Origin of the sequence: Leptospira dzoumogneensis (assembly GCF_004770895.1) — a bacterium.
Classification (GTDB): domain Bacteria; phylum Spirochaetota; class Leptospiria; order Leptospirales; family Leptospiraceae; genus Leptospira_B; species Leptospira_B dzoumogneensis.
The window spans coordinates 20,934-41,432 of record NZ_RQHS01000012.1; the positions used below are offsets into that span (position 1 = coordinate 20,934).

General features: G+C 36.9%; 35 protein-coding genes and 1 pseudogene. 29 read left to right on the plus strand and 7 right to left on the minus strand.

Annotated features, from left to right (window positions below):
* Positions 1 to 82 precede the first annotated feature (82 nt).
* Positions 83 to 361 (plus strand): DUF4258 domain-containing protein, encoded by a 279-nt coding sequence (locus EHR06_RS07830; protein WP_135756487.1) that lies wholly within the window; start codon positions 83 to 85, stop codon positions 359 to 361.
* Positions 358 to 630 (plus strand): hypothetical protein, encoded by a 273-nt coding sequence (locus tag EHR06_RS07835; protein WP_002756875.1) that lies wholly within the window; start codon positions 358 to 360, stop codon positions 628 to 630. The genes EHR06_RS07830 and EHR06_RS07835 overlap by 4 nt, the downstream gene beginning before the upstream one ends.
* A gap of 221 nt (positions 631 to 851) precedes the next feature.
* Here the strand turns inward: EHR06_RS07835 and EHR06_RS07840 are convergent, their stop codons facing one another.
* Positions 852 to 1,262, minus strand: a complete 411-nt coding sequence (locus EHR06_RS07840) for a type II toxin-antitoxin system VapC family toxin (protein ID WP_135756488.1) — start codon at positions 1,260 to 1,262, stop codon at positions 852 to 854.
* Complete coding sequence (locus EHR06_RS07845) at positions 1,259 to 1,501, minus strand: AbrB/MazE/SpoVT family DNA-binding domain-containing protein (protein ID WP_135756489.1); 243 nt, start codon at positions 1,499 to 1,501, stop codon at positions 1,259 to 1,261. The genes EHR06_RS07840 and EHR06_RS07845 overlap by 4 nt, the downstream gene beginning before the upstream one ends.
* Positions 1,502 to 1,820: 319 nt before the next feature.
* Here EHR06_RS07845 and EHR06_RS07855 point away from each other — a divergent pair, with 319 nt between their 5' ends.
* From EHR06_RS07855 to EHR06_RS07865, 3 genes are all read left to right on the plus strand, one after another.
* Complete coding sequence (locus EHR06_RS07855) at positions 1,821 to 2,114, plus strand: BrnT family toxin (RefSeq protein WP_135756491.1); 294 nt, start codon at positions 1,821 to 1,823, stop codon at positions 2,112 to 2,114.
* A gap of 1 nt (position 2,115) precedes the next feature.
* The gene (locus EHR06_RS07860) at positions 2,116 to 2,316 is read left to right on the plus strand and encodes a toxin-antitoxin system, antitoxin component (protein ID WP_135756492.1); all 201 of its coding nucleotides are present in this window, start codon (positions 2,116 to 2,118) and stop codon (positions 2,314 to 2,316) included.
* Positions 2,317 to 3,069: 753 nt separating this feature from the next.
* Positions 3,070 to 3,831, plus strand: a complete 762-nt coding sequence (locus EHR06_RS07865; protein ID WP_135756493.1) for an Lp29 family lipoprotein — start codon at positions 3,070 to 3,072, stop codon at positions 3,829 to 3,831.
* 230 nt (positions 3,832 to 4,061) lie between these two features.
* On the opposite strand, the gene EHR06_RS07870 is transcribed toward EHR06_RS07865, so the two are convergent.
* Positions 4,062 to 4,271, minus strand: coding sequence for a CopG family antitoxin (locus tag EHR06_RS07870; RefSeq protein ID WP_118955403.1), 210 nt, complete (start codon positions 4,269 to 4,271; stop codon positions 4,062 to 4,064).
* On the minus strand, positions 4,268 to 4,558 hold the full coding sequence (locus tag EHR06_RS07875; protein ID WP_135756494.1) for a BrnT family toxin: 291 nt from the start codon (positions 4,556 to 4,558) through the stop codon (positions 4,268 to 4,270). Before EHR06_RS07875 ends, EHR06_RS07870 begins: the two co-directional genes overlap by 4 nt.
* A 371-nt stretch (positions 4,559 to 4,929) precedes the next feature.
* Between EHR06_RS07875 and EHR06_RS07880 the strand changes: the two genes are divergently transcribed.
* The 17 genes and pseudogenes from EHR06_RS07880 to EHR06_RS07965 all read left to right on the plus strand — a co-directional run bounded on the left by EHR06_RS07880 (position 4,930) and on the right by EHR06_RS07965 (position 14,770).
* Positions 4,930 to 5,211, plus strand: a complete 282-nt coding sequence (locus EHR06_RS07880) for a type II toxin-antitoxin system RelE/ParE family toxin (protein ID WP_135756760.1) — start codon at positions 4,930 to 4,932, stop codon at positions 5,209 to 5,211.
* 36 nt (positions 5,212 to 5,247) lie between these two features.
* The gene (locus EHR06_RS07885) at positions 5,248 to 5,568 is read left to right on the plus strand and encodes a HigA family addiction module antitoxin (RefSeq protein WP_135756495.1); all 321 of its coding nucleotides are present in this window, start codon (positions 5,248 to 5,250) and stop codon (positions 5,566 to 5,568) included.
* 304 nt (positions 5,569 to 5,872) lie between these two features.
* A complete protein-coding gene (locus tag EHR06_RS07890; RefSeq protein WP_135756496.1) occupies positions 5,873 to 6,109 on the plus strand; it encodes a DUF433 domain-containing protein in 237 nt (78 codons plus the stop codon).
* Positions 6,106 to 6,462: a DUF5615 family PIN-like protein gene (locus EHR06_RS07895; RefSeq protein WP_135756497.1), complete on the plus strand. Its 357-nt coding sequence runs from the start codon at positions 6,106 to 6,108 to the stop codon at positions 6,460 to 6,462. Before EHR06_RS07890 ends, EHR06_RS07895 begins: the two co-directional genes overlap by 4 nt.
* Before the next feature lie 677 nt (positions 6,463 to 7,139).
* Positions 7,140 to 7,388, plus strand: a complete 249-nt coding sequence (locus EHR06_RS07900; protein WP_008588815.1) for a CopG family transcriptional regulator — start codon at positions 7,140 to 7,142, stop codon at positions 7,386 to 7,388.
* A complete protein-coding gene (locus tag EHR06_RS07905; protein ID WP_008595960.1) occupies positions 7,375 to 7,716 on the plus strand; it encodes a type II toxin-antitoxin system PemK/MazF family toxin in 342 nt (113 codons plus the stop codon). Before EHR06_RS07900 ends, EHR06_RS07905 begins: the two co-directional genes overlap by 14 nt.
* Before the next feature lie 308 nt (positions 7,717 to 8,024).
* Positions 8,025 to 8,296: pseudogene (locus EHR06_RS07915) on the plus strand (type II toxin-antitoxin system RelE/ParE family toxin).
* Between the two features lie 12 nt (positions 8,297 to 8,308).
* Positions 8,309 to 8,614 (plus strand): HigA family addiction module antitoxin, encoded by a 306-nt coding sequence (locus tag EHR06_RS07920; protein ID WP_086445628.1) that lies wholly within the window; start codon positions 8,309 to 8,311, stop codon positions 8,612 to 8,614.
* Positions 8,615 to 8,891: 277 nt separating this feature from the next.
* Entirely contained in the window at positions 8,892 to 9,080 is a 189-nt protein-coding gene (locus EHR06_RS07925) for a hypothetical protein (RefSeq protein ID WP_135756499.1), read from the plus strand.
* Positions 9,065 to 9,352 carry a type II toxin-antitoxin system RelE/ParE family toxin gene (locus EHR06_RS07930; protein ID WP_135756500.1) on the plus strand — a complete coding sequence of 96 codons (288 nt, stop codon included), beginning with the start codon at positions 9,065 to 9,067 and terminating at the stop codon, positions 9,350 to 9,352. Before EHR06_RS07925 ends, EHR06_RS07930 begins: the two co-directional genes overlap by 16 nt.
* Before the next feature lie 253 nt (positions 9,353 to 9,605).
* A complete protein-coding gene (locus EHR06_RS07935; protein ID WP_135756501.1) occupies positions 9,606 to 9,887 on the plus strand; it encodes a type II toxin-antitoxin system RelE/ParE family toxin in 282 nt (93 codons plus the stop codon).
* An 11-nt stretch (positions 9,888 to 9,898) separates the two neighbouring features.
* Entirely contained in the window at positions 9,899 to 10,201 is a 303-nt protein-coding gene (locus EHR06_RS07940; protein WP_135756502.1) for a HigA family addiction module antitoxin, read from the plus strand.
* 307 nt (positions 10,202 to 10,508) lie between these two features.
* Positions 10,509 to 10,907 carry a hypothetical protein gene (locus tag EHR06_RS07945; protein WP_135756503.1) on the plus strand — a complete coding sequence of 133 codons (399 nt, stop codon included), beginning with the start codon at positions 10,509 to 10,511 and terminating at the stop codon, positions 10,905 to 10,907.
* A 239-nt stretch (positions 10,908 to 11,146) separates the two neighbouring features.
* Complete coding sequence (locus tag EHR06_RS07950) at positions 11,147 to 11,749, plus strand: tetratricopeptide repeat protein (RefSeq protein WP_135756504.1); 603 nt, start codon at positions 11,147 to 11,149, stop codon at positions 11,747 to 11,749.
* Positions 11,750 to 11,970: 221 nt separating this feature from the next.
* Positions 11,971 to 12,516, plus strand: a complete 546-nt coding sequence (locus EHR06_RS07955; protein WP_135756505.1) for a suppressor of fused domain protein — start codon at positions 11,971 to 11,973, stop codon at positions 12,514 to 12,516.
* A 213-nt stretch (positions 12,517 to 12,729) separates the two neighbouring features.
* Positions 12,730 to 14,088 (plus strand): GmrSD restriction endonuclease domain-containing protein, encoded by a 1,359-nt coding sequence (locus EHR06_RS07960; protein ID WP_135756506.1) that lies wholly within the window; start codon positions 12,730 to 12,732, stop codon positions 14,086 to 14,088.
* A gap of 124 nt (positions 14,089 to 14,212) precedes the next feature.
* Positions 14,213 to 14,770: a dihydrofolate reductase family protein gene (locus EHR06_RS07965; protein ID WP_135756507.1), complete on the plus strand. Its 558-nt coding sequence runs from the start codon at positions 14,213 to 14,215 to the stop codon at positions 14,768 to 14,770.
* 142 nt (positions 14,771 to 14,912) lie between these two features.
* On the opposite strand, the gene EHR06_RS07970 is transcribed toward EHR06_RS07965, so the two are convergent.
* On the minus strand, positions 14,913 to 15,623 hold the full coding sequence (locus EHR06_RS07970; protein WP_135756508.1) for a methyltransferase family protein: 711 nt from the start codon (positions 15,621 to 15,623) through the stop codon (positions 14,913 to 14,915).
* A gap of 254 nt (positions 15,624 to 15,877) precedes the next feature.
* On the opposite strand from EHR06_RS07970, the gene EHR06_RS07975 reads away from it, so the two are divergent.
* Positions 15,878 to 16,294, plus strand: a complete 417-nt coding sequence (locus EHR06_RS07975; protein ID WP_135756509.1) for a MarR family winged helix-turn-helix transcriptional regulator — start codon at positions 15,878 to 15,880, stop codon at positions 16,292 to 16,294.
* 7 nt (positions 16,295 to 16,301) lie between these two features.
* Positions 16,302 to 16,829 carry a MepB family protein gene (locus EHR06_RS07980; protein WP_244288543.1) on the plus strand — a complete coding sequence of 176 codons (528 nt, stop codon included), beginning with the start codon at positions 16,302 to 16,304 and terminating at the stop codon, positions 16,827 to 16,829.
* Here the strand turns inward: EHR06_RS07980 and EHR06_RS07985 are convergent.
* The gene (locus EHR06_RS07985; RefSeq protein ID WP_135756510.1) at positions 16,810 to 17,406 is read right to left on the minus strand and encodes a dihydrofolate reductase family protein; all 597 of its coding nucleotides are present in this window, start codon (positions 17,404 to 17,406) and stop codon (positions 16,810 to 16,812) included. The genes EHR06_RS07980 and EHR06_RS07985 overlap by 20 nt on opposite strands.
* 204 nt (positions 17,407 to 17,610) lie before the next feature.
* On the opposite strand from EHR06_RS07985, the gene EHR06_RS07990 reads away from it, so the two are divergent.
* The gene (locus EHR06_RS07990; RefSeq protein ID WP_135756511.1) at positions 17,611 to 17,991 is read left to right on the plus strand and encodes a VOC family protein; all 381 of its coding nucleotides are present in this window, start codon (positions 17,611 to 17,613) and stop codon (positions 17,989 to 17,991) included.
* A 92-nt stretch (positions 17,992 to 18,083) separates the two neighbouring features.
* Here the strand turns inward: EHR06_RS07990 and EHR06_RS07995 are convergent, their stop codons facing one another.
* Positions 18,084 to 18,500, minus strand: coding sequence for an SRPBCC domain-containing protein (locus EHR06_RS07995; protein ID WP_135756512.1), 417 nt, complete (start codon positions 18,498 to 18,500; stop codon positions 18,084 to 18,086).
* Positions 18,501 to 18,614: 114 nt separating this feature from the next.
* On the opposite strand from EHR06_RS07995, the gene EHR06_RS08000 reads away from it, so the two are divergent.
* The 4 genes from EHR06_RS08000 to EHR06_RS08015 all read left to right on the plus strand — a co-directional run bounded on the left by EHR06_RS08000 (position 18,615) and on the right by EHR06_RS08015 (position 20,371).
* Positions 18,615 to 18,977, plus strand: coding sequence for an MmcQ/YjbR family DNA-binding protein (locus tag EHR06_RS08000; protein ID WP_135756513.1), 363 nt, complete (start codon positions 18,615 to 18,617; stop codon positions 18,975 to 18,977).
* An 18-nt stretch (positions 18,978 to 18,995) separates the two neighbouring features.
* Positions 18,996 to 19,445, plus strand: a complete 450-nt coding sequence (locus tag EHR06_RS08005) for a GNAT family N-acetyltransferase (protein WP_135756514.1) — start codon at positions 18,996 to 18,998, stop codon at positions 19,443 to 19,445.
* A gap of 78 nt (positions 19,446 to 19,523) precedes the next feature.
* Positions 19,524 to 19,937, plus strand: a complete 414-nt coding sequence (locus EHR06_RS08010; RefSeq protein ID WP_135756515.1) for a hypothetical protein — start codon at positions 19,524 to 19,526, stop codon at positions 19,935 to 19,937.
* A 47-nt stretch (positions 19,938 to 19,984) separates the two neighbouring features.
* A complete protein-coding gene (locus EHR06_RS08015; RefSeq protein ID WP_135756516.1) occupies positions 19,985 to 20,371 on the plus strand; it encodes an iron chaperone in 387 nt (128 codons plus the stop codon).
* The last annotated feature ends 128 nt before the right edge of the window (positions 20,372 to 20,499 follow it).

A 20,499-nucleotide genomic window follows, 5' to 3' on the forward strand; every position in this document is an offset into this window, starting at 1 on the left:
AAGATTATTTTTACAAAAATGGACAATATTTAAACTAGAATCTTTGTATTGACATTAGGCACACGTCTAATAGTATAGATAGGTGATCTTTGATTGGGATAATGACAAGAACGAAACCTTAAAATCTGAGCGAAATATAAGCTTTGAGAGGGTAGTTGTTGAAATTGAATCCGGATCAGTTTTAGAAATCTTAAAGCATCCGAATAAGAAAAAGTATCCTAATCAAATCTTACTAATTGTGGAAATTGATAATTATGCTTGGGTAATTCCTGCAATTGAGAGCAAGGATACGTTCTTCTTTAAAACAGCATATCCTTCAAGGAAATACACTAGTATATATTTACCGGAGGCAAATTTATGAAATATAAACTTAGCCAAGAAGAAAAAGATTTAGAATCTTCTATTGAGAGAAATGAATGGAAGCCGGTTGATAATAAAGCTCAGTATTTAAAAAAATTCAAATCTGCTGCCAAGAATACTTTGTTAAAAGATAAAAGAATGAATATCAGGATAGCTGGAAAAGATATTCAATTATTGAAAACCAAAGCATTAGAAATTGGAATTCCTTATCAGACTTTGGTTTCAAGTATATTGCATCAGTATGTTACTGGTAAATTAACAGAGCGCTAAACAAAACCCCACACTTCGCATAACTATCGGTGCTTCCGCTCCGCTCGGAGATCGCTAACGCGACTCACTCGCTCGGCCTTCGGCACATTGGCTCAGTCACTCGAATTGCAGAGACAATTCTCGCGCCTGTCTTCGCTTTGCTCAGCGCGCCAACGTCGTCAAGCCTTGGTCGTTAGTTGCAATTCTGGCTTAAAGACGATTTTGATCCGAAAAACTTAAAATCAAATATGAAATGAATCCATACTTAGTTTTTTCAAAGATTTAATGAATTCTTGATCAAAAGTAACAATTCGCGCTTCTAATACTTTACCGGCAGCAGCCAAAACTCCATCGCCATAATCTTTAATATTTTTTGGCCACAATGATAGTATTATTTCTGGATAATACGCCGCCTCAAAGGTAACGCCTGGATTTGCCAAAAGATCTTGAACTATCTGGTTTATTTCTTTTTGCTCAATAGAATAAATACTTTTGAAAACAAAAACAATTTCTGAAATATTATGAGAGGTTAGAATGACCTCATATTCTAATCGCGAGATTCTTTCCCAAAATAAGACCATTTTTTCATGTTGTTCTTGGTTTCTCTTATTTAAGAATGATATATAACAATTAGTATCTAGAATGAGTTTCATTTAGAGTATTTCTTAGCTCTTTCTCCCCAGGCTTTCTTAATGTCTGATTTAATATCAGCGGATCCTTTATTGAGAAACCCTTTGTATTTAAGAAATGGCTTATTTGCCGATTCTATATGGATTCCTTGCTCATCAATAGACCATTCAATAACATCTTCCATAGAGAGTTTCAGGGAATCTCTTATTTCCTTAGGAATTGTTATTTGGTATTTTGAAGTGATTTTGGACCTAAGCTTCATGTCCTTACAATAAGATAAAAGGTAAGGAATTGTCAAGGCGAAAAAGCCAGAACTGCAACTAACTGTCGGTGCTTCCGCTACGTTCGTGGATCGCTAACGCGACCACTCACTCGGGCTACGCCACATTTTGCTTTGTCACTGCGTTTGCAGAGCAAACTCGTTCCAACGCAAAACGTCGGAACACCTTGGTCGTTATGCGAAAGTGGCGGGTAATGTATTCTTTGCGCGCAATGAAGAAGTTCATTTAAGAGTTTGAATTCTGTATTGAAAACTTTCGAAAAGAACTTTACATATATATAGCTATTTTTATGCTTAAAAAGTGCGCTTTGAATGGGATGTCGAAAAAGAGAAAGTAAACCTTAAAAAGCATGGTCTTAGTTTTACTGAAGCAGCTTTTGTTTTTACCGACGCCAAAACAATCTATTTACCCGACCCAGATCATTCGATAGGTGAGGAAAGATTAGTTGCTTTAGGCAAAATCAGAGATTTGACCATTGCCGTTGTAATTTTTGTTGATAAATCGAAAAATGATGAAGAAATTATAAGAATAATTTCGGCAAGAAAAGCTACTAAGTCTGAAGAGCAACAATATTATTCTAGCGAAATTGATTGATATGAGAGAAGAATACGATTTTTCCAAAGGCAAGCGCAATCTTTACACAAGATCTTTGAAAGATCTTCATTTTCCGGTGTATTTGGATCCGGCATTAGAAGAATACTATCAAAAGATCGCGGCGAAAAAGAAGAAAGATTTAAGTTCGATTATTAATTCCATTTTGCAAAAGGAAATGGAATTACATGATTCTTTATCATAGTAAGCAAATCTTATAATTCATCTTCTAAATCCGCCACCATCGCATAACTAACAGCTTGTCGCTGCGCTTCGGGCCTGCTTCGCAACCCTCGCTTGGCCTTCGGCACATTGGCTTCTGTCACTCGTCTTGCAGGGCAAGTCTCGTGCCAGCCTCTAACGCCTCCTTCGGGGCTCAGAGTCGCCAACGTCGGCAAGCGTTGGACGTTATGCGTAATCGCCTAAAATTATTTTATTTATAAAGAACAAAATTTGCAGAACTTCTTAGGGATTTTTGGTTTCACGAGTTTGTTTTGAAATTCGATGCTTTTGCTTAATCAGAAGAATTAATCAGTAAATAGACTTTTTTTACTTACTAAATTTTCCTTATGTTCAAGACTCTCTTGACCTTGCAGATTTTTTATTTGAAGCGTTAGGTGTAGATGGTAGCTTATTGTTTTGAGCTAGCGCGGCGTGCTATTATAGTGGTTAGGCAAGTATCTATGAGTGAAATTTTGACGTTTAATCTAGGATCCATTTTGCGATACTTTTTTACCTTCTGTATTACAATAGGCGACTCCGCATAACTGTCGGTGCTTCCGCTCCGTTCGTGGATCGCTAACGCGACCACTCACTCGGGCTACGCCACATTTGCTTCTGTCACTTCGTTTGCAGGGCAAACTCGCGCCATCGCAAACGTCGGAACACCTTGGTCGTTAGGCGAAATTTAGCTAATTGCTGTTATAAAACTAAAAAACAATGAAGGAAATGAATGAAAATGAAGTATAAAGTATATATATTGATAGTTTGGGTGACTATGGTTTCTTGCGTTAAGCATTTCTATAAAGAACCTAAGATAGTCAACGATAATAGCCTACAGGAAATTAAGAAGAATCGTATAGCTCTCGTTGGATTCCTTCCGTTTGAGGAAACGGGGGGAAATAGAGTTAGAATTGCTTCATTAGATTATAAAAACTCTTTAAAAAAATATGTTAAAATAGGAACCCCGATTGAGCAAATTACAGAGAATGGTATCGATTTATCTGTACCAGCAGAAAATGTAAATAGATTTGCCAGTTTGTATCTTGAAGAAGTTAAAAAGACAGGTTTAGATGAAATAAACAAAGTGTTGCTTATTAAGGAATCTACTAATGGTAATAAGCAAGGATTTCTAAGAAAGCGCGATGTGGATTTTTACGTAGTTGCGATTCTTGGGCCTCCATTTGCTAGACCATCTGTCTCCGGTTACTTCCTCAGTTTGTTAACGTATGTTCCTTTTTTGCTTTCATTAGGCACAGTTCCAAATTGGGGAATCATGGAAAATAAGTCTACATTCTTAATATTCGATTCAAAATTAGAACTTCTGCAAAAGAAGGAATATGACTCTTCATATCATTATTTGATTTCTTGGTTTGTTCCAAAGGAGGGCAATAGAGCCTTTGATGATAATTCCAGGGCGATAGAACCATATCTCGCAGACATTAGCGAATTTGAAACGGAATTTTTGGCTGATATTCAAATGCGCAAAGGGAGTGATTAGAAAAACATTTTATTTAATACAGCTAAACTTCGCCTAACTATCGGTGCTTCCGCTCCGCTCATGGATCGCTTCGCGACCACTCGCTCGGGCTACGCCACATTTTGCATTGTCACTGCGCTTGCAGTGGCAAGCTCGTGCCAAACGCAAAACGTCGGCAAGCCAACGTCGTTAGGCGCCATAACGCTTGAAACGTATGCCGGACATCCTTGTCCGGCTTGATTTAAAGGATTTTATTTCCAAGAAAGATCAATTTTTTTATGTTTAGAAGCGCATTCAGCTAAATATAGATTAATTAGATTTTGGTATGGAATGCCTGTTTGATCTGATAAACCTTTGAAATAACCTATCGTATCTACATCGACTCTGATGGTAATAGGCTTTTTCAATTTCTTTAAATAAGGATTTTTCTTGGACTTTGAAAAGTCATATTCTTTTCTCATAAAAATGTCTCGTATTGTTTAGATTCAGATTTTGTAGCTTTTCGTGCAGAAATAATTCGTATGATATCTTTTGACGATCTATAGCAATGAGAAACCATTAATAGATTAAGCTTGTAGCTAAATCCTAAAATAATGAATCTTTCTTCCTCTTCGGAATGTTCTGGATCATTAATGACCCTGGCATTTTCATCAAAGAAGACAGTTTTAGCTTCTTCGAATGAAATTCCATGCTTTCTTTTATTAGATAGGTTTTTAACTGAATCCCATTCAAAGTCAATTTCTGACATATGTATATTATCAATATACTATACATATATACTGCGTCAATAAGATTTATGAGGAAAGAATAAAGGTTAGGGGATCCTCAGAGCGCCATCCGTGGCGCATTTGAAGCGTTACGGCTGCCTAACTATCGGTGCTTCCGCTCCGCTCGTGGATCGCTAACGCGACCACTCACTCGGGCTATGCCACATTTGCTTCTGTCACTCGCCTTGCAAGGCAAGCCTCGTGCCATCGCAAACGTCGGAACACCTTGGTCGTTAGGCGTAATAAACCTTGCAAACTACTTTAATACCTCCCGGACATCCATGTCCGGGTATGAAAAATTTATCATTTTTTGAGATTGACTATACTTACAATTTCTGTAAGTATAGGTAAATTGATTAAAAGTTTTGAGAATAAGGATACTGAAAAGATCTGGAAGGGTTTATTCGTTAAATCAATCCCAAATCAAATTTCGGAAATAGCTCTTAGAAAACTGAGGATGATCAACAACGCTCAAAGTGTTGAAAATCTGAAATCGCCGCCAGGAAATAAGTTAGAATTACTTTCTGGAAATAGGAAAGGGCAGTATAGCATCAGAATAAATGATCAATGGCGAATTTGCTTCCGATGGGATGAAAAAGATGCCTATGACGTTGAGATTGTCGACTATCATTGAATTCTCTAGTTTGTTTTTATATAGGAAATTAATAGCATGAAGAAATGGATAAAAAACCCGCATCCAGGAGATATTCTTAATGAGGAATTTCTTAAACCTTTAGGTTTGAGTGCTTATCAACTCTATAAGGATACCGGTATTCCTCAGTCACGTCTTAGTGAAATAATGCATGGAAGAAGAAGTATTTCTGCAAATTATGCATTAAAGTTAGGTAAGTATTTTGATCTTCCTCCTCAGTTCTGGTTAGGTTTACAGAATGATTTTGATCTTTTGGAAGCTGAAAGAAAGATTCATAGTCAGTTATCAAAAATTAAGAAATATACGGCTAAAAAAGTTAAGACGCCATCCATGGCTTAATTTTCGCTACAAGCCCAAGGTTTACTACGCCTAACTATCGGTGCTTCCGCTCCGCTCGTGGATCGCTAACGCGACCACTCGCTCGGGCTACGCCACATTTGCTTCTGTCACTTCGTTTGCATGAGCAAGTCTCGTGCCATCGCAAACGTCGGAACACCTTGGTCGTTAGGCGTCAGTTTTTTGAAGCGGCATCATATTGTTTGAAAGAATTCTATTTTTTCGAGTTTTGTATTTAGCAGGAAAGGATGAACATTACAGACGATTAGTGTTTGACAATCATCTGATAAATGTGTAAATTAGATCTGTGAGTTCAAATCTATTAAGTCGGATCACTTTAAATCCTGAAGTATGCCATGGGAAACCTACCATCCGGAACCAACGGTATACTGTTGAGCTTATACTTGACCTTTTATCTTCTGGAATGTCTGAAGATGAGATTATTTCGGATTACCCATCTATTGAAAAAGAAGATATCTTAGCTTGTCTTGAATATGCTTCGAATTTGGTAAAAGTTAAATCAATATATAAAGCTTCTGCATGAAGTTCTTTATTGATGCTCAACTTCCTTTTAGCTTAATTCATTTATTCAAAGAAAAGAATTTTGAAGTCTTTCATACTGAGCATCTCCCGTTAGGAAATAAAACTTCCGATTCTGATATCATTTCATATTGTGATTCGAATGATTTAATTTTAATCACAAAAGATTCAGATTTCTTAGACTCTTATCTTATAAGAAAGAAGCCGCGCAAGTTATTAGTAGTAACTACTGGGAATATAAAAAATAGAGAACTGTTTTCACTATTTCAGCAATTTTTATCGAAAATTGCGGAAGAGTTTGATGATAGCGATTGGTTGGAATTATCAAACAAAGGCTTAATAGTTCATCAGGATTAGATTTGAACCGCTTCAAAAAACCGCTGCGGCCCTTCGGGCACGCCTAACTATCGATGCTTCCGCTCCGCTTGTGGATCACTACGTGACCACTCGCTCGGGCTACGCCACATTTGCTTCTGTCACTTTGTTTGCAGAGCAAACTCGTGCCATCGCGAACGTCGGCTAGGCTTGGTCGTTATGCGACATCAGCCAGAATTTGTTTTTTTCATTTTGAGGTGTTCGTTCGCTAAATTTGAATGGTTGCTTGCTTGGTAATTAATTAGTTCCTTTTTTCTAATAGCCGCCATGCTTTTAAAGTGCATCTTTCGATTCCGGCTTTTCATTTCGTGCGGCTTGTGGTGTTTGAGGATAGCGTTGCGAGGCGGACAGAATTCGTCTTAGTAAATCCTTCAGCTTCGAATGGTCTGAAATTTTTAGGAATAGGGCTGAAACGTCGGATAACTTCCGGTGCCTCCGCGCCGCTCGGAGATCGCTTCGCGACTCGCTCGCTTGGCCTTCGGCACATTCGCTTCCGTCACTTCGTTTGCAAAGCAAACTCGTGCCGTTGCGAAACGTCGGAACACCTTGGTCGTTAGGCGTAATGCCCGTGCATCTGTCTTTATTCAAGGGAAACGAAATTTCTGCAAATTGATAGAATTTTTAATTGACCCAGGTATAACTCGAGTTATACTTATTTTATGAAGACTGCTGTCTCAATTCCTGATGATTTATTTAAAACAGCGGAAAAAACCGCCAAAAGGCTGGGGATTCCTCGAAGCCAACTTTTTGCAAAGGCATTAGAAGAGTTTATTCAATTACATAGTAAAGAATCAGTGACCGAAAGATTAAATAAAATTTATACAAATAGAAAAGATAGCTCGAAAGACAGTATCAATAATCTATCTGTTGAATCACTGCGCAAGAGTTTAAAGAATGATTCGTGGTGAAATTTGGTGGGTGGATTTAGGAATTCCATTCGGCAGTGAACCTGGCTTTAAGCGTCCTGTTTTAATAGTACAAGATGATTCTTTTAATGAAAGTAACATTAATACAGTAATTGTAGTTTCAATTACATCAAATTTGAATTTAGCAGAAGCTCCTGGGAATGTAATTCTATCTAAAAAAGATTCTAATCTTTCAAAAGACTCAGTTGTAAATGTTTCTCAATTAGTAACTTTAGATAAGGAACGATTTCTTGATAAAGTTGGTAAATTGAAAGCAGGCAAGATGGCTGATGTTGAAGAAGGGTTGCGGTTAATTATTGGCCTAAATTAACGGGCACTGCGTATAACTAACAGCTTGCCACTGCGCTTCGGGCTTGCTTCGCAACCCTCGCTTGACCTTCGGCACATTGGCTTCTGTCACTCGCCTTGCAAGGCAAGTCTCGTGCCAGTCTCTAACGCCTCCTGCGGAGGCTCAGAGTCGCCAACGTCGGCAAGCGTTGGACGTTATACGCCATGCTTTAAATATCATTTAAAGCAATAAAATTCATTAGCTCTGCACTTGACAAGATTTGTAAAATTTTATAGAAATTTATAAATAATGGTGATTGACACCAGTGGTGACCAGCGCTATTATAGGTTGTGATTCTATCATTCTACGATAAAGAATCTGAAATTATTTGGTTAGGTAAGTTTTCTAAAAAGTTTCCGAAAGAAATTCAGAGAACAGCTAGAAGGAAATTAATTCACATAGATAGCGCAAAGAATATTGAAGATTTAAAAATTCCTCTCGGAAATAGACTTCATGCATTGTCTGGGGATAGGCAAGGCTAAGTATAAATATGCAATATCGGATATGCTCTTCTTGGGAAAATGGGAATGCTTCAAATGTTGAGATAGTCGATTATCATTAGGCAGAATAAGTGATGAATAAAGAATTAATGAATATCCATCCCGGCGAAATCTTGTTAGAAGATTTCTTGAAACCCATGGGAATAACTGCCTATAAGCTTGCTCAATCAACTCATATTGATCAGAAACGAATTAGTGAAATAGTTCATGGTCGTCGTTCTATTACTGCAGACACTGCACTTAGATTTTCTAAATTTTTTGGTAATTCTCCAGAGTTTTGGTTATCAATACAGGCCCATTATGATTTAGAAATTAAGCAGTATGAGCTTAAAAGTGAACTAAAAACGATTAAGAAGTTTCAAGAACTTCAAGCTAGTTAATAAATAAAGCACGGCGTATAACTGTCGGTGCCTCCGCTCCGCTCAAGGCTGCTTCGCACCTTTCGCTCGGGCTTCGCCACATTCGCGTCCGTCACTTCGTTTGCAAAGCAAACTCGCGCCGTTGCGAACGTCGGAACACCTTGGTCGTTATACGAAAGTGCCAAAAAAATAATTCTGCATATATAAAATAGTTTAAAGAAGATAGGCAGTGTTTGATGACTAATAAGTCGTCTAAATTCTATTTGACAATAATTGATTGAAAGCCTAAATATAAATCATGTCTTCGACAAAGCAACAGGCTCTTAATCTTATCGAGAATTTGCCAGATGATTCATCATTTGATGATATCATGGAGGAGCTTTTTTTCTCAAAGAAAGTTCAGGAAGGCTTATCAGATTTAGATAGCAATAAAACGATTTCGCATAAACAAGTTTTAGAAGAAATAACTAAATGGCGAAAGAGATAATTTGGTCTTATAGGGCCAAATCGGATTTACAAGATATTTACGATTATATTGCTAAGGATTCTGAAGTTTACGCGTTAAACGTTGTAAATAAAATAATAGATGTTGTAGAGAATATACCAACCTTTCCATTAATGGGTAGGGTAGTTCCTGAATTCAATATTGAAAATCTCCGGGAACGATTTTCTGGAAATTATAGAATAGTCTATAGAGTTGGCAATTCCCAAAATATTGAAATTGTTACTATTCATCATTCAGCTCGATTATTAAAATAATCTACTTAAATATGTTGGCACCTTCGCATAACTGTCGGCTCTGACGCGTCGCTTCGAGATCGCTTTCGCGACTCTCGCTCGGGCTACGCCACATTTACTTCCGTCACTTCGTTTGCAAAGCAAACTCGTGCCGTTGCGAAACGTCGGAACACCTTGGTCGTTATACGAAATTGGGCAAAGACTTTCTCTTATAAGTAGATACGGTATATATATCCGATTGACAGATATATCTGTATGGCGAATATATGGTTAAATGATCAAATCTTTCGGAGATAAAGAGACTGAAAGGATCTTTCATCAAGAATTTTCAAAGAAAATACCTCCGGAAATACAGAGTAGGGCATTAATCAAACTTCTGATCTTAGAAAATGCTGAAAAAGAAGAAGATTTAAAAAGTCCGCCTGCTAATCGATTTGAGCATTTAAAAGGTAACTTAAAGAATTATTGTTCTATCAGGATAAATGACCAGTGGAGAATCACATTTAAATTCTCTGAGGGAAATTGCTTTGATGTGTCTATAGTTGATTATCATTGAGGAGACTTACTATGAAAACGAAAAGAATTCCCACACCAACAGTCTCTCAAATCCTCAGAGAGGAGTTTTTGGATCCGTTAGAAGTAACTCCGTATAGACTAGCAAAAGAGCTACATGTTTCAACCTCTACAGTATTGGAGATTTTACACGATAAGCGCAAAATCACAGTAGATATGTCTTTGAGATTAGCTAAGTTTTTCGGAATGTCTGATAAATTTTGGATAAATCTTCAAAATGACTTAGAAATCAGAAAACAAAAAGAGAAACTTAAACTCAAATTAAATAATATTCAAACGCTACAAAGAACGGGCTGAGTTCGTTGCCCAACTTCGTATAACTGTCGGCGCCTCCGCTACGCTCGGAGATCGCTAACGCGACTCACTCGCTCGGGCTACGCCACATTTTGCTTCTGTCACTTCGTTTGCATAAGCAAACTCGCGCCATCGCAAACGTCGGAACACCTTGGTCGTTAGCCGACATGCGCTAAAAATATATTTTAATATGAAGTTAAGCAATATAAGGATAAAAATCCTGTTCCTACTAATATTTTCGTTCTCGAATTGTTTAGCGTTCCAGAATAAATACATTAATAAAATAGAGTATTTTCCTCAGCCGAAGAAATTGACTGTTGATATTACTTTGACTGATGGTGGAGAACTAAATTTAGCGATCCTAAGAAAAGAGCTGGATTATGAGTTTAGAATGAATTTTGTCTATGAAGGTCAAAATTTAATAATTGTTAGAAAGTTGATTATGTTAGTAGATGGAGTCGAAAAAGAATTACTAGTTTTGCATAAAAGTACGAGATACCATAGATCTGGAAAATATGGTGTGATAACTGAACGAATGTCATTAAAAGCAGACAGAGAGTTATTAAATCTAATTTTTAATTCCAAATCACTCAAATTTAAACTAATAGGCGAAAATGGTATTTTAAATTCTGAATTAGAAGAATCTGGGCAAGAACTTATAATAAATTTTAAATTAGAAAGTGAAAAGTTATTTCAACTTACATATTAACTTTCAATGGGAGCACACGGTCGGCTAACTAACAGCTCTGGTGCGTCGCTTCATGGATCGCTAACGCGACTCACTCGCTCGGGCTACGCCACATTGGTCTCCGTCACGCTTGTTTGCAAAAGCAAAAAGCGCGCCGACGGTAACGCCTCTTCGAGGCTCACCTACGACCAACGTCGACAATCATGCGTCGTTAGACGCAATGAAAATGAAATTATTTTTAATGTAAAGATTTAAAAAGTATGTATAACATAAAAACCAAGCTAATATTTCTTATTATCTGTTTTTCGCTGCCAATTTTTTCTAAAGAAGATCAAGAGAAAGGAAAACAGAAATGCATAGAACTTTCAGAAAGCAAAAAATTTCAAGAATCGATTAATTGTTTTAAACTTTTAATCGAAGAATATCCTAATTCTTATAATCTCTATGACAGCATAGGCGTGACATATGCTTTATTTGGGGATCTAAAATCCTCTAAAAAGAGTTTTGAAAAAGCGATTCAGATGATGCCAATGGATCCTGGTCCACATAGAAATCTTGGTTACTTGTATTTAGAAACTAAGGATTATGTAAATGCTATAAAGAGTTTTAAGAACGTTATTAAAACTTCATATAATGATATTAAAACAATGGATCTTGTTGCCAATCTTAGTATGGAAATAAAAGATTATGAGTCAGCGATTCTATACTGGGAAGAAATATTAAAAATAGAAAATGCTCCTGTTTTATACCTTAATATCGCTATTGCTTACGATAAGTTGGGTGACAAGAAAAACTATATGAAGTATTTAGAAATAGGGTGCAAAGAAGAAAAAGCTAAGATGTGTGAAGATCTTAACAAATAGTCATGTTCACTACGTCTAACTTTCGGCTCTGACGCATCGCTTCGAGATGCTTCGCACTCTCGCTCGGCCTGCGGCACATTGGCTCAGTCACTCGAATTGCAATGGCAATTCTCATGCCTGTCTTCACTTCGTTCAGTGCGCCAACGTCGGAACACCTTGGTCGTTATGCGAAAGTGCCAAAAATGTTCCTTCTAAGATATTTCAGGTAGACAAAGAGAAGTATGATAAATTACGAAATTGAGTTATCGGATTACTTAAAATTTTTAAAAAAAATGACAGGAATAGAAGCAAAATTGGAAAATGATCCACCGTATGCAGTTATTTCTATCCACGACTTTCCTTCGAAGAGCCTTGTTACATTGGTTACTTTTGGTATTCACCCCTATATTTATACAATGTGGCGAGGAAAAAAAAGCGGCTTTGAATTGACCATAACTATTCCAGAGAAGAATAAAGAGGACTTTGTCAAATTGATTCGTGATATTGTTGTAAGTAATATTGATATAGCTAGTCATGAATCTCGAAGGCCTTCGGTTGAGTATAATGGAGTGTATGCTCCAGGTTATCCACCACACTTCTTCTTTTGTGAGCAACTTTCGCAGTCGCCTAAACTTGCTGGTCAGTTAAAAGTAAGTAACTCATATATCAGGTTTTTACCAGCCATTCCTATTAATGATAGGGAATTGCGTTTATTTGATAAAAGTCCGACTTTGCTCATCGAAGAATTGTCAAAACATTCTGATTTAATTGATTGGGAAAAGCGATGAATACGGTGACGATGGGCTTGGTGTATTATTTCATTTAGTTTCAATTGATAGATTTTAAAGTTTATTCTTGGCACCTTCGTATAACTTGTCAGCGCTTCCGCTTCACTCGCTCGCGTTTGCTCAAACAAACTCGTACCAACCGCAAACATTGGACATCTTTAGTCCATTATACACCATTACCGATTGATTGTATCTAAAAGGAGAATCATATATATGAGTAATTACGATGAAAATGAGATAACGGACTTTTACGAAGAAGAAGACAGCGAAGTCTTTGAAGATTTTCCCAAAAATAGAAGAATCATATGGCAGCCCAAAGACTATAGTATTAGAGAATTTTTTACGATGAAAGGGGATTCTGAACTTATCTTACAACCTGAATATCAGAGAGAATATGTTTTTGATCCCAAAAGATCTAGCCGATTAATAGAATCCATATTAATGGACGTCCCTATACCTGTTATATACTTAGCTGAAGAAGAGAATGGATCCTATAGTGTGATTGATGGACAGCAACGCCTAACTACATTTATATCATTTTTGGAAGGAAAATTTCCTGATGGAAAAGAATTCAAACTTAACGGTTTAAAAATATTTCCGGAATTGAATCGAAAAAGTTTTAATGAACTAGATAAGAAAGATCAGCATAAAATTAGAACTACTACTATTCATTCGATAATAATTAAGAAGGAATCGGATCCGGACATTAAGTTTGAAATTTTTGAAAGACTAAATACTGGGTCCGTAAAGTTAAATGAAGATGAAATTCGAAATTCCGTCTATCGAGGCCCATATATTGAATTATTGGCTGAACTTTCCGAAAATAAACATTTTAATGAAATAATCAACAAGCCGAATTATAAAAAGCGAATGATATATAGAGGTATGATCCTTAGGTATTTTGCATTAACGGAAAGATCATATTTAAATTATCGGCCTTCGATGAAGAAATTTTGTAATTCGCATCTTAACGATTTTAAAAACTTGAGTGAACAGAAAAGGCAAGAATTTAAAGATAAATTTTCAAAATCTGTAGATTTATGTTACTCGGTTTTTGGGAAAAACGCTTTTCGAAGATTTAAACCAGGTCACTCGGATCAGAATCCTAATGGAAATTGGGGAGCAAGCCGCATTAATATGGCAATATTCGATATAGTAATGGTTTGTTTTAATAATTACTCGAAAAATACCATCATGAAATATGCTGATGATATTAGAGAAAGTTTAATTGATCTAATGTCAAATAATGAAGAGTTCATCGATGCAATTGAAACTAAAACAAGTGATTCCGAAAGTACTAAGAAGCGATTTGTTGTTTGGTCCCAGATTTTAGAGAATTTAATTTCAGAGCAGAAAGAAAAACGTACATTTTCATATAAGGTGAAAAAGGACCTGTTCTCAGTAGATTCCACATGCAAATTATGTAACCAACGTATTATGATTATTGATGATGCGGAAGTAGATCATATATTGCCGTTTTCAAAAGGTGGGTCGACGAAATTGGAGAATGCTCAAATTACACATCGATTTTGCAATAGAAATAAGTATAATAAGATCAATAACAGTTTATAACCGTATTATGATTAATTTTATCTTAAATAGTTTCAGATATACATAAAAGACCATATTTCTTTTTTCGATCGGGTTTAAACAATGCTTTCCAGCTTTCCGTTCGGACAATATATAAGTAAGACCTATGAGAAAAGTTGTTTTTGCGATTAATATTACTACCGATGGATGTTGCAGCCACATGGACATGGTCCCCGACGATGGGCTGCACAAATACTTCACAGATCTACTTCGTACTGCAGGTGTCATCCTTTATGGGCGTATCACATACCAGCTGATGGTGCCTTTTTGGCCTGAAGTTGCAAGAGGCCAATCGGAGTCAGAAATAACGAATGAGTTTGCCCAAGTGTTCACTTCGCTTGAGAAGATCTTATTCTCCAATACATTAAAACAAGTTGATGACCAGAATACTAGACTGGCGCGTGAAAGTCTTGCAGACGAAGTAATTGCTTTGAAGAAGCAGTCAGGAAAAGATATTTTTGTGGGTAGCTTGAGTCTCGCTTCTCAACTCTCGGAACTTAATTTAATTGATGAATATCGTTTTGTAATTCATCCGGTGATTGCCGGAAAAGGTCCTAAGTTATTTGATACGATCAAACTACAAGAAAGACTTCTGTTAGACTTTCTTGGTTCGGAAACTTTACAATCTGGGATTACCGCGCTTCATTACAAAAGAAGTTCTTAACAAGTAATTTTGTCTTCCGAGTCAGCGCCGTTTTTGCATGTAGTGTAAACAGTGCCGGTTGTTATTACCATTGTTTGTTTTTAGTGGACCGCAAAATCTCTGGGAATTATCGTATCATCAGCTTTCATATTTTTCCTCCGATTTAATTTTTTGTAATCTTTTGTTTGAATGTAAAGAAAGGTAAAAGCATAGGAACGACTCGTTTATATCTCAGATATTTTTCTCCGAAATTGCGGACCAGATCTCTTTCCTCAAATAATGTTCCTACGATGATATATAAGGTCATACCGATTGAGAGAAGAAGATGGCCTGCGTTCATTAGAGGTGTACTCCATAGAACCAAGAGCATTCCAAACATCATCGGATGTCGTACTAACTTATAAAGTGAAGGGGTGACAAATTTCGTCGTATGGGGTTCTGTTTTTGTTGGAAAATTCCAAGCCTGTTTTAATCCAAAAAGTTCAAAGTGATCTATCAAAAAAGTAGAAACAACTGCCAACAGAAGTCCTATTAGGAAAATGGAATAAGTCATATATATTCCGAAATTAGTTTTAATATTCCAAATCTCGAAATAGACGGGCTGCCATAGACATGAGAGCAAGATTAGAGTAATGCTGGTTAAGAAAACGTAGAAACTTCTCTCTATCGGCAAAGGGATCATTCTCCGACAATATTTTTTGAAATCCTCTCTGGCCATGACGCTATGAGGGATGCTGAATATTACGATTAACGCTATGTCTAAAAAAATCGATCCAATTAATCCAATTTGAAATTCGAATGTGATGGCCTCCATGAATTGAGTGGCATCGAGCAGGCGGAAGACAAAAACGACCGTACTAAAAAGGTAGATCATATAAGAAATCAAAGCGAATATTAGATAAATGATTCTCGTAAGTGTATTATTTGTATGCAAAGGCTCTCCCCAAAATGCTTGGTATTCAAAGCTTTTTAAAAATTCTCAGTTAAGGTGGAAAATCGAGAATCGTTATTGTAAATAATAAATCACAGAAGTTCTTTTGTTGATTGGCAATATTGCTTGGTATTCAAAGTAATTTTTAGTATATATAAAACTTGCTCTTAAGAAAGTAGAGGAAGGGCTTCAAAAGAATGAAACAAGATAGATTGTTAGTCCTGGTTACTGCATTGCGAGATCAAATTCTAGACGAAGTAAAAAAAGATTATTTACGTTTTGGGCTGACGAATGTAACTCCTGCCATGGGCGCCGTTCTTTGCGCTCTTAAAAATGATCACCCGCAATCTATGAAAGAGATAGCGAAACAGATCTTTAGGGACCAATCTAGCGTTACTCCGTTAGTACAAAAGCTGGTCGATTTAGATCTTGCAATCCAAGAACGCTCATCTTTGGACGCAAGAGAATCCCAGGTTCGATTAACGACGTCCGGAAAAAATACACGTTTAAAAATAATTCGAGCGGGCAGAAAGATGAATGCACGTTTGTATAAAGGAATGTCTGCTGTTGATCGAAAACAACTTATTTCATTATTAGCCCAGCTTAAAAAGTAAACGGGTTTTGATCCTTAAAAACGGAATGAATAATATAATATCGCTACCTGAGAGTTTAAGTAAAGTTAATCTCTTATTCTCTAAAAATTGTAATATAGAGATCAAAAGCTATCAGCTAGAAAGAGAAAGCTTAGATTATAATGCCGCTCTTTTTAATTTAGATAAAAAACAAGCTATCTTCAGATTAGCGAAAATTACCCCTAAAAAAATCGGGTTCTTCGTTACTCTTTGGAAAAGAAATAAAAGAGGGATCACTGTACCTTTTGATAAAAACGATGATATTGATCTTATCATCATTGAAGTTAGAAAATTGAATAGAATTGGGCATTTTGTTTTTAGCAAAAGTCTTCTTATTGAAAAAGGAATTATTACTTCTAAGAATGAGGGTAAAAGGGGATTTAGGATCTATCCTCCTTGGGAATCTCCTTCAAGTAAACAAGCTATTGTATCTCAAAATTGGCAGTCACTCTATTTCTTTGAACATGGAAAAATGGATATAGATGATAGTGTGCGTCTTAAAAACTTCCTGTTTTAACCTCACCTGCACGTTTATAATTCGCAATAATGACCCCATTTGAAGAAATTTGGCTTTCAATCACCTTGAACGTCGCAGGAATTGTGCCGCCTTCAAACAATCGTTTCCCGCTACCCAACGTTAGCGGATATATCTTTAACCAAAATTCATCTACCAGATCATTCTTCATGAGTGTTTGTACTAGATTTGCGCTTCCGTAAACGTGTAAATTTGGTCCTTCTTCTTTTTTGAGTTTGGCGATCTTTTCCACAATGTCTCCGTTTAAAAATACGGAAGGTTTCCATTCGCTAGTGGTCCTGGTATTGGAAACTACGTATTTAGTGACCGACATGACGGGAGGCCAAAAATCGGAATGTTTAGGCCAATAGGGTTCCCAAATATCAAAAGTTTTACGTCCTAAGAGTAGATCGAACGGAAGGTTCATCTGCTTCTGCATGACTGTTCCGGTAAGATCATCAAACATTGGTGCCTGCCATCCGCTATATTTAAAGCCGCCACTTGTATCTTCTTCTTGGCCGCCCGGGCCTTGTATGACTCCGTCAAGAGTGAGAAATTCGAGTACGATAATTTTTCTCATGGTGATATTCCTTATAAAGTATAGTTCAACGCAAACTATTTGGAGCAAAAATTTCATATACGTCAATAGCATTTAGCCGGCTATTTCAAATCATCGTCTGTAGTCCTTGTCATGAATATCTTATCAATCGAGACACAAATTTTGTTATGCAGATTGATCTATCATACGTAGCATCGGAAAAACTTATTAGTTTGGAGGTCATCTATGAAACGAGTTACAGGTATTGGTGGGATTTTCTTCAGTGCTAAGGATCCTGCTAAGCTAGGTTCCTGGTACAAAACTCATCTTGGAATAGATGTCCAGTCTTGGGGTGGTGCAGCATTTCGTTGGGTCGATTCTGCCGGTAATCCTACAAATGGCACAACTGCTTGGTCAGTTGGAGACGGTTCTTATTTTGCACCTAGCAAGTCAACGTTTATGATTAACTATCGAGTGGAAGATCTTCATGGGTTATTGAAAGTACTTCGGGAAGAAGGTTGTCAAGTCCTGGAGAAGGTAGAAGAATCTGAATACGGGATATTCGGTTGGGTCATGGATCCGGAAGGAAACAAGGTTGAACTCTGGCAACCACCTGCGGGCCAATAGATATATCGTAAAATAAAGGCAGCAGTATTCAATCTAATACATGCTGCCTTGAAAAATAAGAGATTTATATTATCCGAACAAAGAGTCCGTTATTAATTGGCCTCTGTATACTTCTTGAAATTATTAAGTATCGCCTGCCAGCCGTCTCTCTGCATTTCAATGGGGTTTAATGATTCCGGATCAAAAATTACTGTTACAATAGTTTTGTTATCTTTATTCTCAAAGTTAACTGCTGCCTTTCTACCATCTCCCATCGTATAAGCAAAATTTTTCTGATCAACGACTGTATCGTAAATTGCTTCAAACTCGAAGCCGAAACTTCCATCCTTAGCTTCCATTCTTGCGCTGTACTTGCCGCCCGGCTTCAGATCATTTTTTGCCCAAGGGCATTGCCAATCGTCAGTTGCAAAATTCCAATTGATAATATGCTGCGGATTGGTGTAATAGTCCCATGCTTTTTTAATGTCTGCTGCAATCGCAGCCTGAATAGTGATTTGTTTTGAGTCCATTTTAGGGAATCTAACAGACTATTCTTCATAGGAAAGCATTTTCGGTATCATTTAATGTCGTTTTAAAGAAAAATTGAAACAGGACCGAATATATACATTATAAGTAAAAACCCAATGATATCCTTAGACAAAGTAAGAAAACTTGCATTAGCTCTTCCGGAAGCAAAAGAAGAACCTCATTTTGAAAAAATTTCATTTAGAGTGAGTAAAAAAATTTTTGCAACGGTTGATCAGGAGAATAAGAAGATAGTTCTTAAATTTGATCGGAACGACCAAGATTTCTTCTCAGCAGCATCTAAGGGCTCCGTTTATCCTATAGAAAATAAATGGGGACAGCAGGGTTGGACCTGTGTGGAAATGAAATCTACTGATCTATCTTTATTTAAAGATATGTTAGCGGTTTCTTATTGTGGAGTTGCTCCAAAAAGACTCATGGATGCGGCTCGGCAGAATTTGAAACCCAGCAAGAAACCATAACTAATCTCTAAGGATCACATGAGCATAGAAGCCATTTCAAATAGAAATCTGGACGAAGTTCTTCCTTTGATCCGCAAATACCAAGAATTTTACAAAATAGAATCTATCGATAATGAGAAGAATAGAATATTTTTCTCTCAGTTTGGTGAAGGCAGCAGTTTAGGTTGTTTATTCGGATATAGGACAGAAGGAAGAATGGCCGGCTTTGCTACCGTATATTTCTCATATGCGTCCAGCATTATAAGCAAAGTAGCTATTATGAATGATCTTTTTACTTTGGATGAATTCAGAAAGCAGGGAATAGGCGAATCTCTTATTAATCATTGTGCAAAATATGCAAAATCTCAAGGAGCTGTTAGACTACAATGGGTGACTGCTCCAAGTAATTTAACTGCTCAGGCTTTATATAAGAAAGTAGGGGCCATGCAAAGCACCTGGGAATTTTTTTCCTATAATTCACCCGCATAAACAAAGTAATTTTACACTTGCATTGTTTTAATGAGCCTATTAAATCATTTATTTTTTTGAATGGTGGAGCATTAGATCATGAATCCTTATGTTATAAATACTTTAGCCGTGATTGCAGGTTTTCTTCTTGGAAGCGTAGTAAATATGGGACTTATTACGATCAGCGGGCATATTATTCCTCCTCCTGAAGGTGCTGATGTGACTACGATGGAAGGATTAAAGGCATCCATTCATTTATTCCAACCTAGACATTTTATATTTCCTTTCTTAGCACATGCTCTTGGAACTTTCGTGGGAGCCTTGGTAGCAGCTGGCATTGCGGCGAGTCATAAAATCAAATTTGCATTAGGGATCGGCGTTCTTTTTCTTGCGGGCGGTATTACTAATATCCTAATGCTTCCTGCACCTGCTTGGTTCAATGTTTTAGATCTGGCGGGTGCTTATATACCTACAAGTTATCTTGCAGGTATATTGATCATTAAGAAAAAGTGAATTAGATCGAACGGACCTTCTTCCGGTCAAATATCTCAGGCCTATTTATGGATAAAACAAAAAGCACATTCCAATCGATCGACGAGTACATCAAAACTTTTCCGAAAGAGGTCCAGTCCATTCTTCAGGAACTCCGGAAAGTGATTAGAGAAGAAGCTCCGGAAGCAAGCGAGAAGATCAGCTATCAGATCCCGACTTTCTACCTGAATGGAAATTTGGTACATTTTGCCGCTTATAAAAATCATATCGGTTTTTATCCGGGAGCAAGCGGTATCGCTAAATTTAAGAAAGAGATCGATAAATACAAAAATGCAAAAGGTTCCGTTCAATTTCCGATCGATCAATCTTTACCTTTCGATCTGGTCCGTAAGATCGTAAAATTTAGAGTAGGTGAATTTAAGAAGAAGGTCCCTAAAAAAACGAAAAAGAAATAATTTCCAAAAATTTACCAGCGGTGAGTAGTCGTCTTTGTTACAAACATTCAATTGTTGTGAAATCGAATTCAAAATTCTTGTAATAGTTCTTGAATTTTTCCGCTGAAAATCCTAGAATTGCCCTCTCA

Coding starts and splice junctions, on each gene's coding strand:
- EHR06_RS07925 (WP_135756499.1), top strand. CDS start 8,892: ATGTCTTCGACAAAGCAACAGGCTCTTAATCTTATCGAGAATTTGCCA.
- EHR06_RS07920 (WP_086445628.1), top strand. CDS start 8,309: ATGAATAAAGAATTAATGAATATCCATCCCGGCGAAATCTTGTTAGAA.
- EHR06_RS07905 (WP_008595960.1), top strand. CDS start 7,375: ATGATTCGTGGTGAAATTTGGTGGGTGGATTTAGGAATTCCATTCGGC.
- EHR06_RS07835 (WP_002756875.1), top strand. CDS start 358: ATGAAATATAAACTTAGCCAAGAAGAAAAAGATTTAGAATCTTCTATT.
- EHR06_RS07845 (WP_135756489.1), bottom strand. CDS start 1,501: ATGAAGCTTAGGTCCAAAATCACTTCAAAATACCAAATAACAATTCCT.
- EHR06_RS07990 (WP_135756511.1), top strand. CDS start 17,611: ATGAAACGAGTTACAGGTATTGGTGGGATTTTCTTCAGTGCTAAGGAT.
- EHR06_RS07965 (WP_135756507.1), top strand. CDS start 14,213: ATGAGAAAAGTTGTTTTTGCGATTAATATTACTACCGATGGATGTTGC.
- EHR06_RS07930 (WP_135756500.1), top strand. CDS start 9,065: ATGGCGAAAGAGATAATTTGGTCTTATAGGGCCAAATCGGATTTACAA.
- EHR06_RS07860 (WP_135756492.1), top strand. CDS start 2,116: ATGAGAGAAGAATACGATTTTTCCAAAGGCAAGCGCAATCTTTACACA.
- EHR06_RS07840 (WP_135756488.1), bottom strand. CDS start 1,262: ATGAAACTCATTCTAGATACTAATTGTTATATATCATTCTTAAATAAG.
- EHR06_RS07895 (WP_135756497.1), top strand. CDS start 6,106: ATGAAGTTCTTTATTGATGCTCAACTTCCTTTTAGCTTAATTCATTTA.
- EHR06_RS07960 (WP_135756506.1), top strand. CDS start 12,730: ATGAGTAATTACGATGAAAATGAGATAACGGACTTTTACGAAGAAGAA.
- EHR06_RS07955 (WP_135756505.1), top strand. CDS start 11,971: ATGATAAATTACGAAATTGAGTTATCGGATTACTTAAAATTTTTAAAA.
- EHR06_RS07865 (WP_135756493.1), top strand. CDS start 3,070: ATGAAGTATAAAGTATATATATTGATAGTTTGGGTGACTATGGTTTCT.
- EHR06_RS07900 (WP_008588815.1), top strand. CDS start 7,140: ATGAAGACTGCTGTCTCAATTCCTGATGATTTATTTAAAACAGCGGAA.
- EHR06_RS07970 (WP_135756508.1), bottom strand. CDS start 15,623: ATGATCTACCTTTTTAGTACGGTCGTTTTTGTCTTCCGCCTGCTCGAT.
- EHR06_RS07870 (WP_118955403.1), bottom strand. CDS start 4,271: ATGAGAAAAGAATATGACTTTTCAAAGTCCAAGAAAAATCCTTATTTA.
- EHR06_RS08010 (WP_135756515.1), top strand. CDS start 19,524: ATGAATCCTTATGTTATAAATACTTTAGCCGTGATTGCAGGTTTTCTT.
- EHR06_RS07940 (WP_135756502.1), top strand. CDS start 9,899: ATGAAAACGAAAAGAATTCCCACACCAACAGTCTCTCAAATCCTCAGA.
- EHR06_RS07975 (WP_135756509.1), top strand. CDS start 15,878: ATGAAACAAGATAGATTGTTAGTCCTGGTTACTGCATTGCGAGATCAA.
- EHR06_RS07985 (WP_135756510.1), bottom strand. CDS start 17,406: ATGAGAAAAATTATCGTACTCGAATTTCTCACTCTTGACGGAGTCATA.
- EHR06_RS07935 (WP_135756501.1), top strand. CDS start 9,606: ATGATCAAATCTTTCGGAGATAAAGAGACTGAAAGGATCTTTCATCAA.
- EHR06_RS07950 (WP_135756504.1), top strand. CDS start 11,147: ATGTATAACATAAAAACCAAGCTAATATTTCTTATTATCTGTTTTTCG.
- EHR06_RS07885 (WP_135756495.1), top strand. CDS start 5,248: ATGAAGAAATGGATAAAAAACCCGCATCCAGGAGATATTCTTAATGAG.
- EHR06_RS07995 (WP_135756512.1), bottom strand. CDS start 18,500: ATGGACTCAAAACAAATCACTATTCAGGCTGCGATTGCAGCAGACATT.
- EHR06_RS07875 (WP_135756494.1), bottom strand. CDS start 4,558: ATGTCAGAAATTGACTTTGAATGGGATTCAGTTAAAAACCTATCTAAT.
- EHR06_RS08000 (WP_135756513.1), top strand. CDS start 18,615: ATGATATCCTTAGACAAAGTAAGAAAACTTGCATTAGCTCTTCCGGAA.
- EHR06_RS08015 (WP_135756516.1), top strand. CDS start 19,985: ATGGATAAAACAAAAAGCACATTCCAATCGATCGACGAGTACATCAAA.
- EHR06_RS08005 (WP_135756514.1), top strand. CDS start 18,996: ATGAGCATAGAAGCCATTTCAAATAGAAATCTGGACGAAGTTCTTCCT.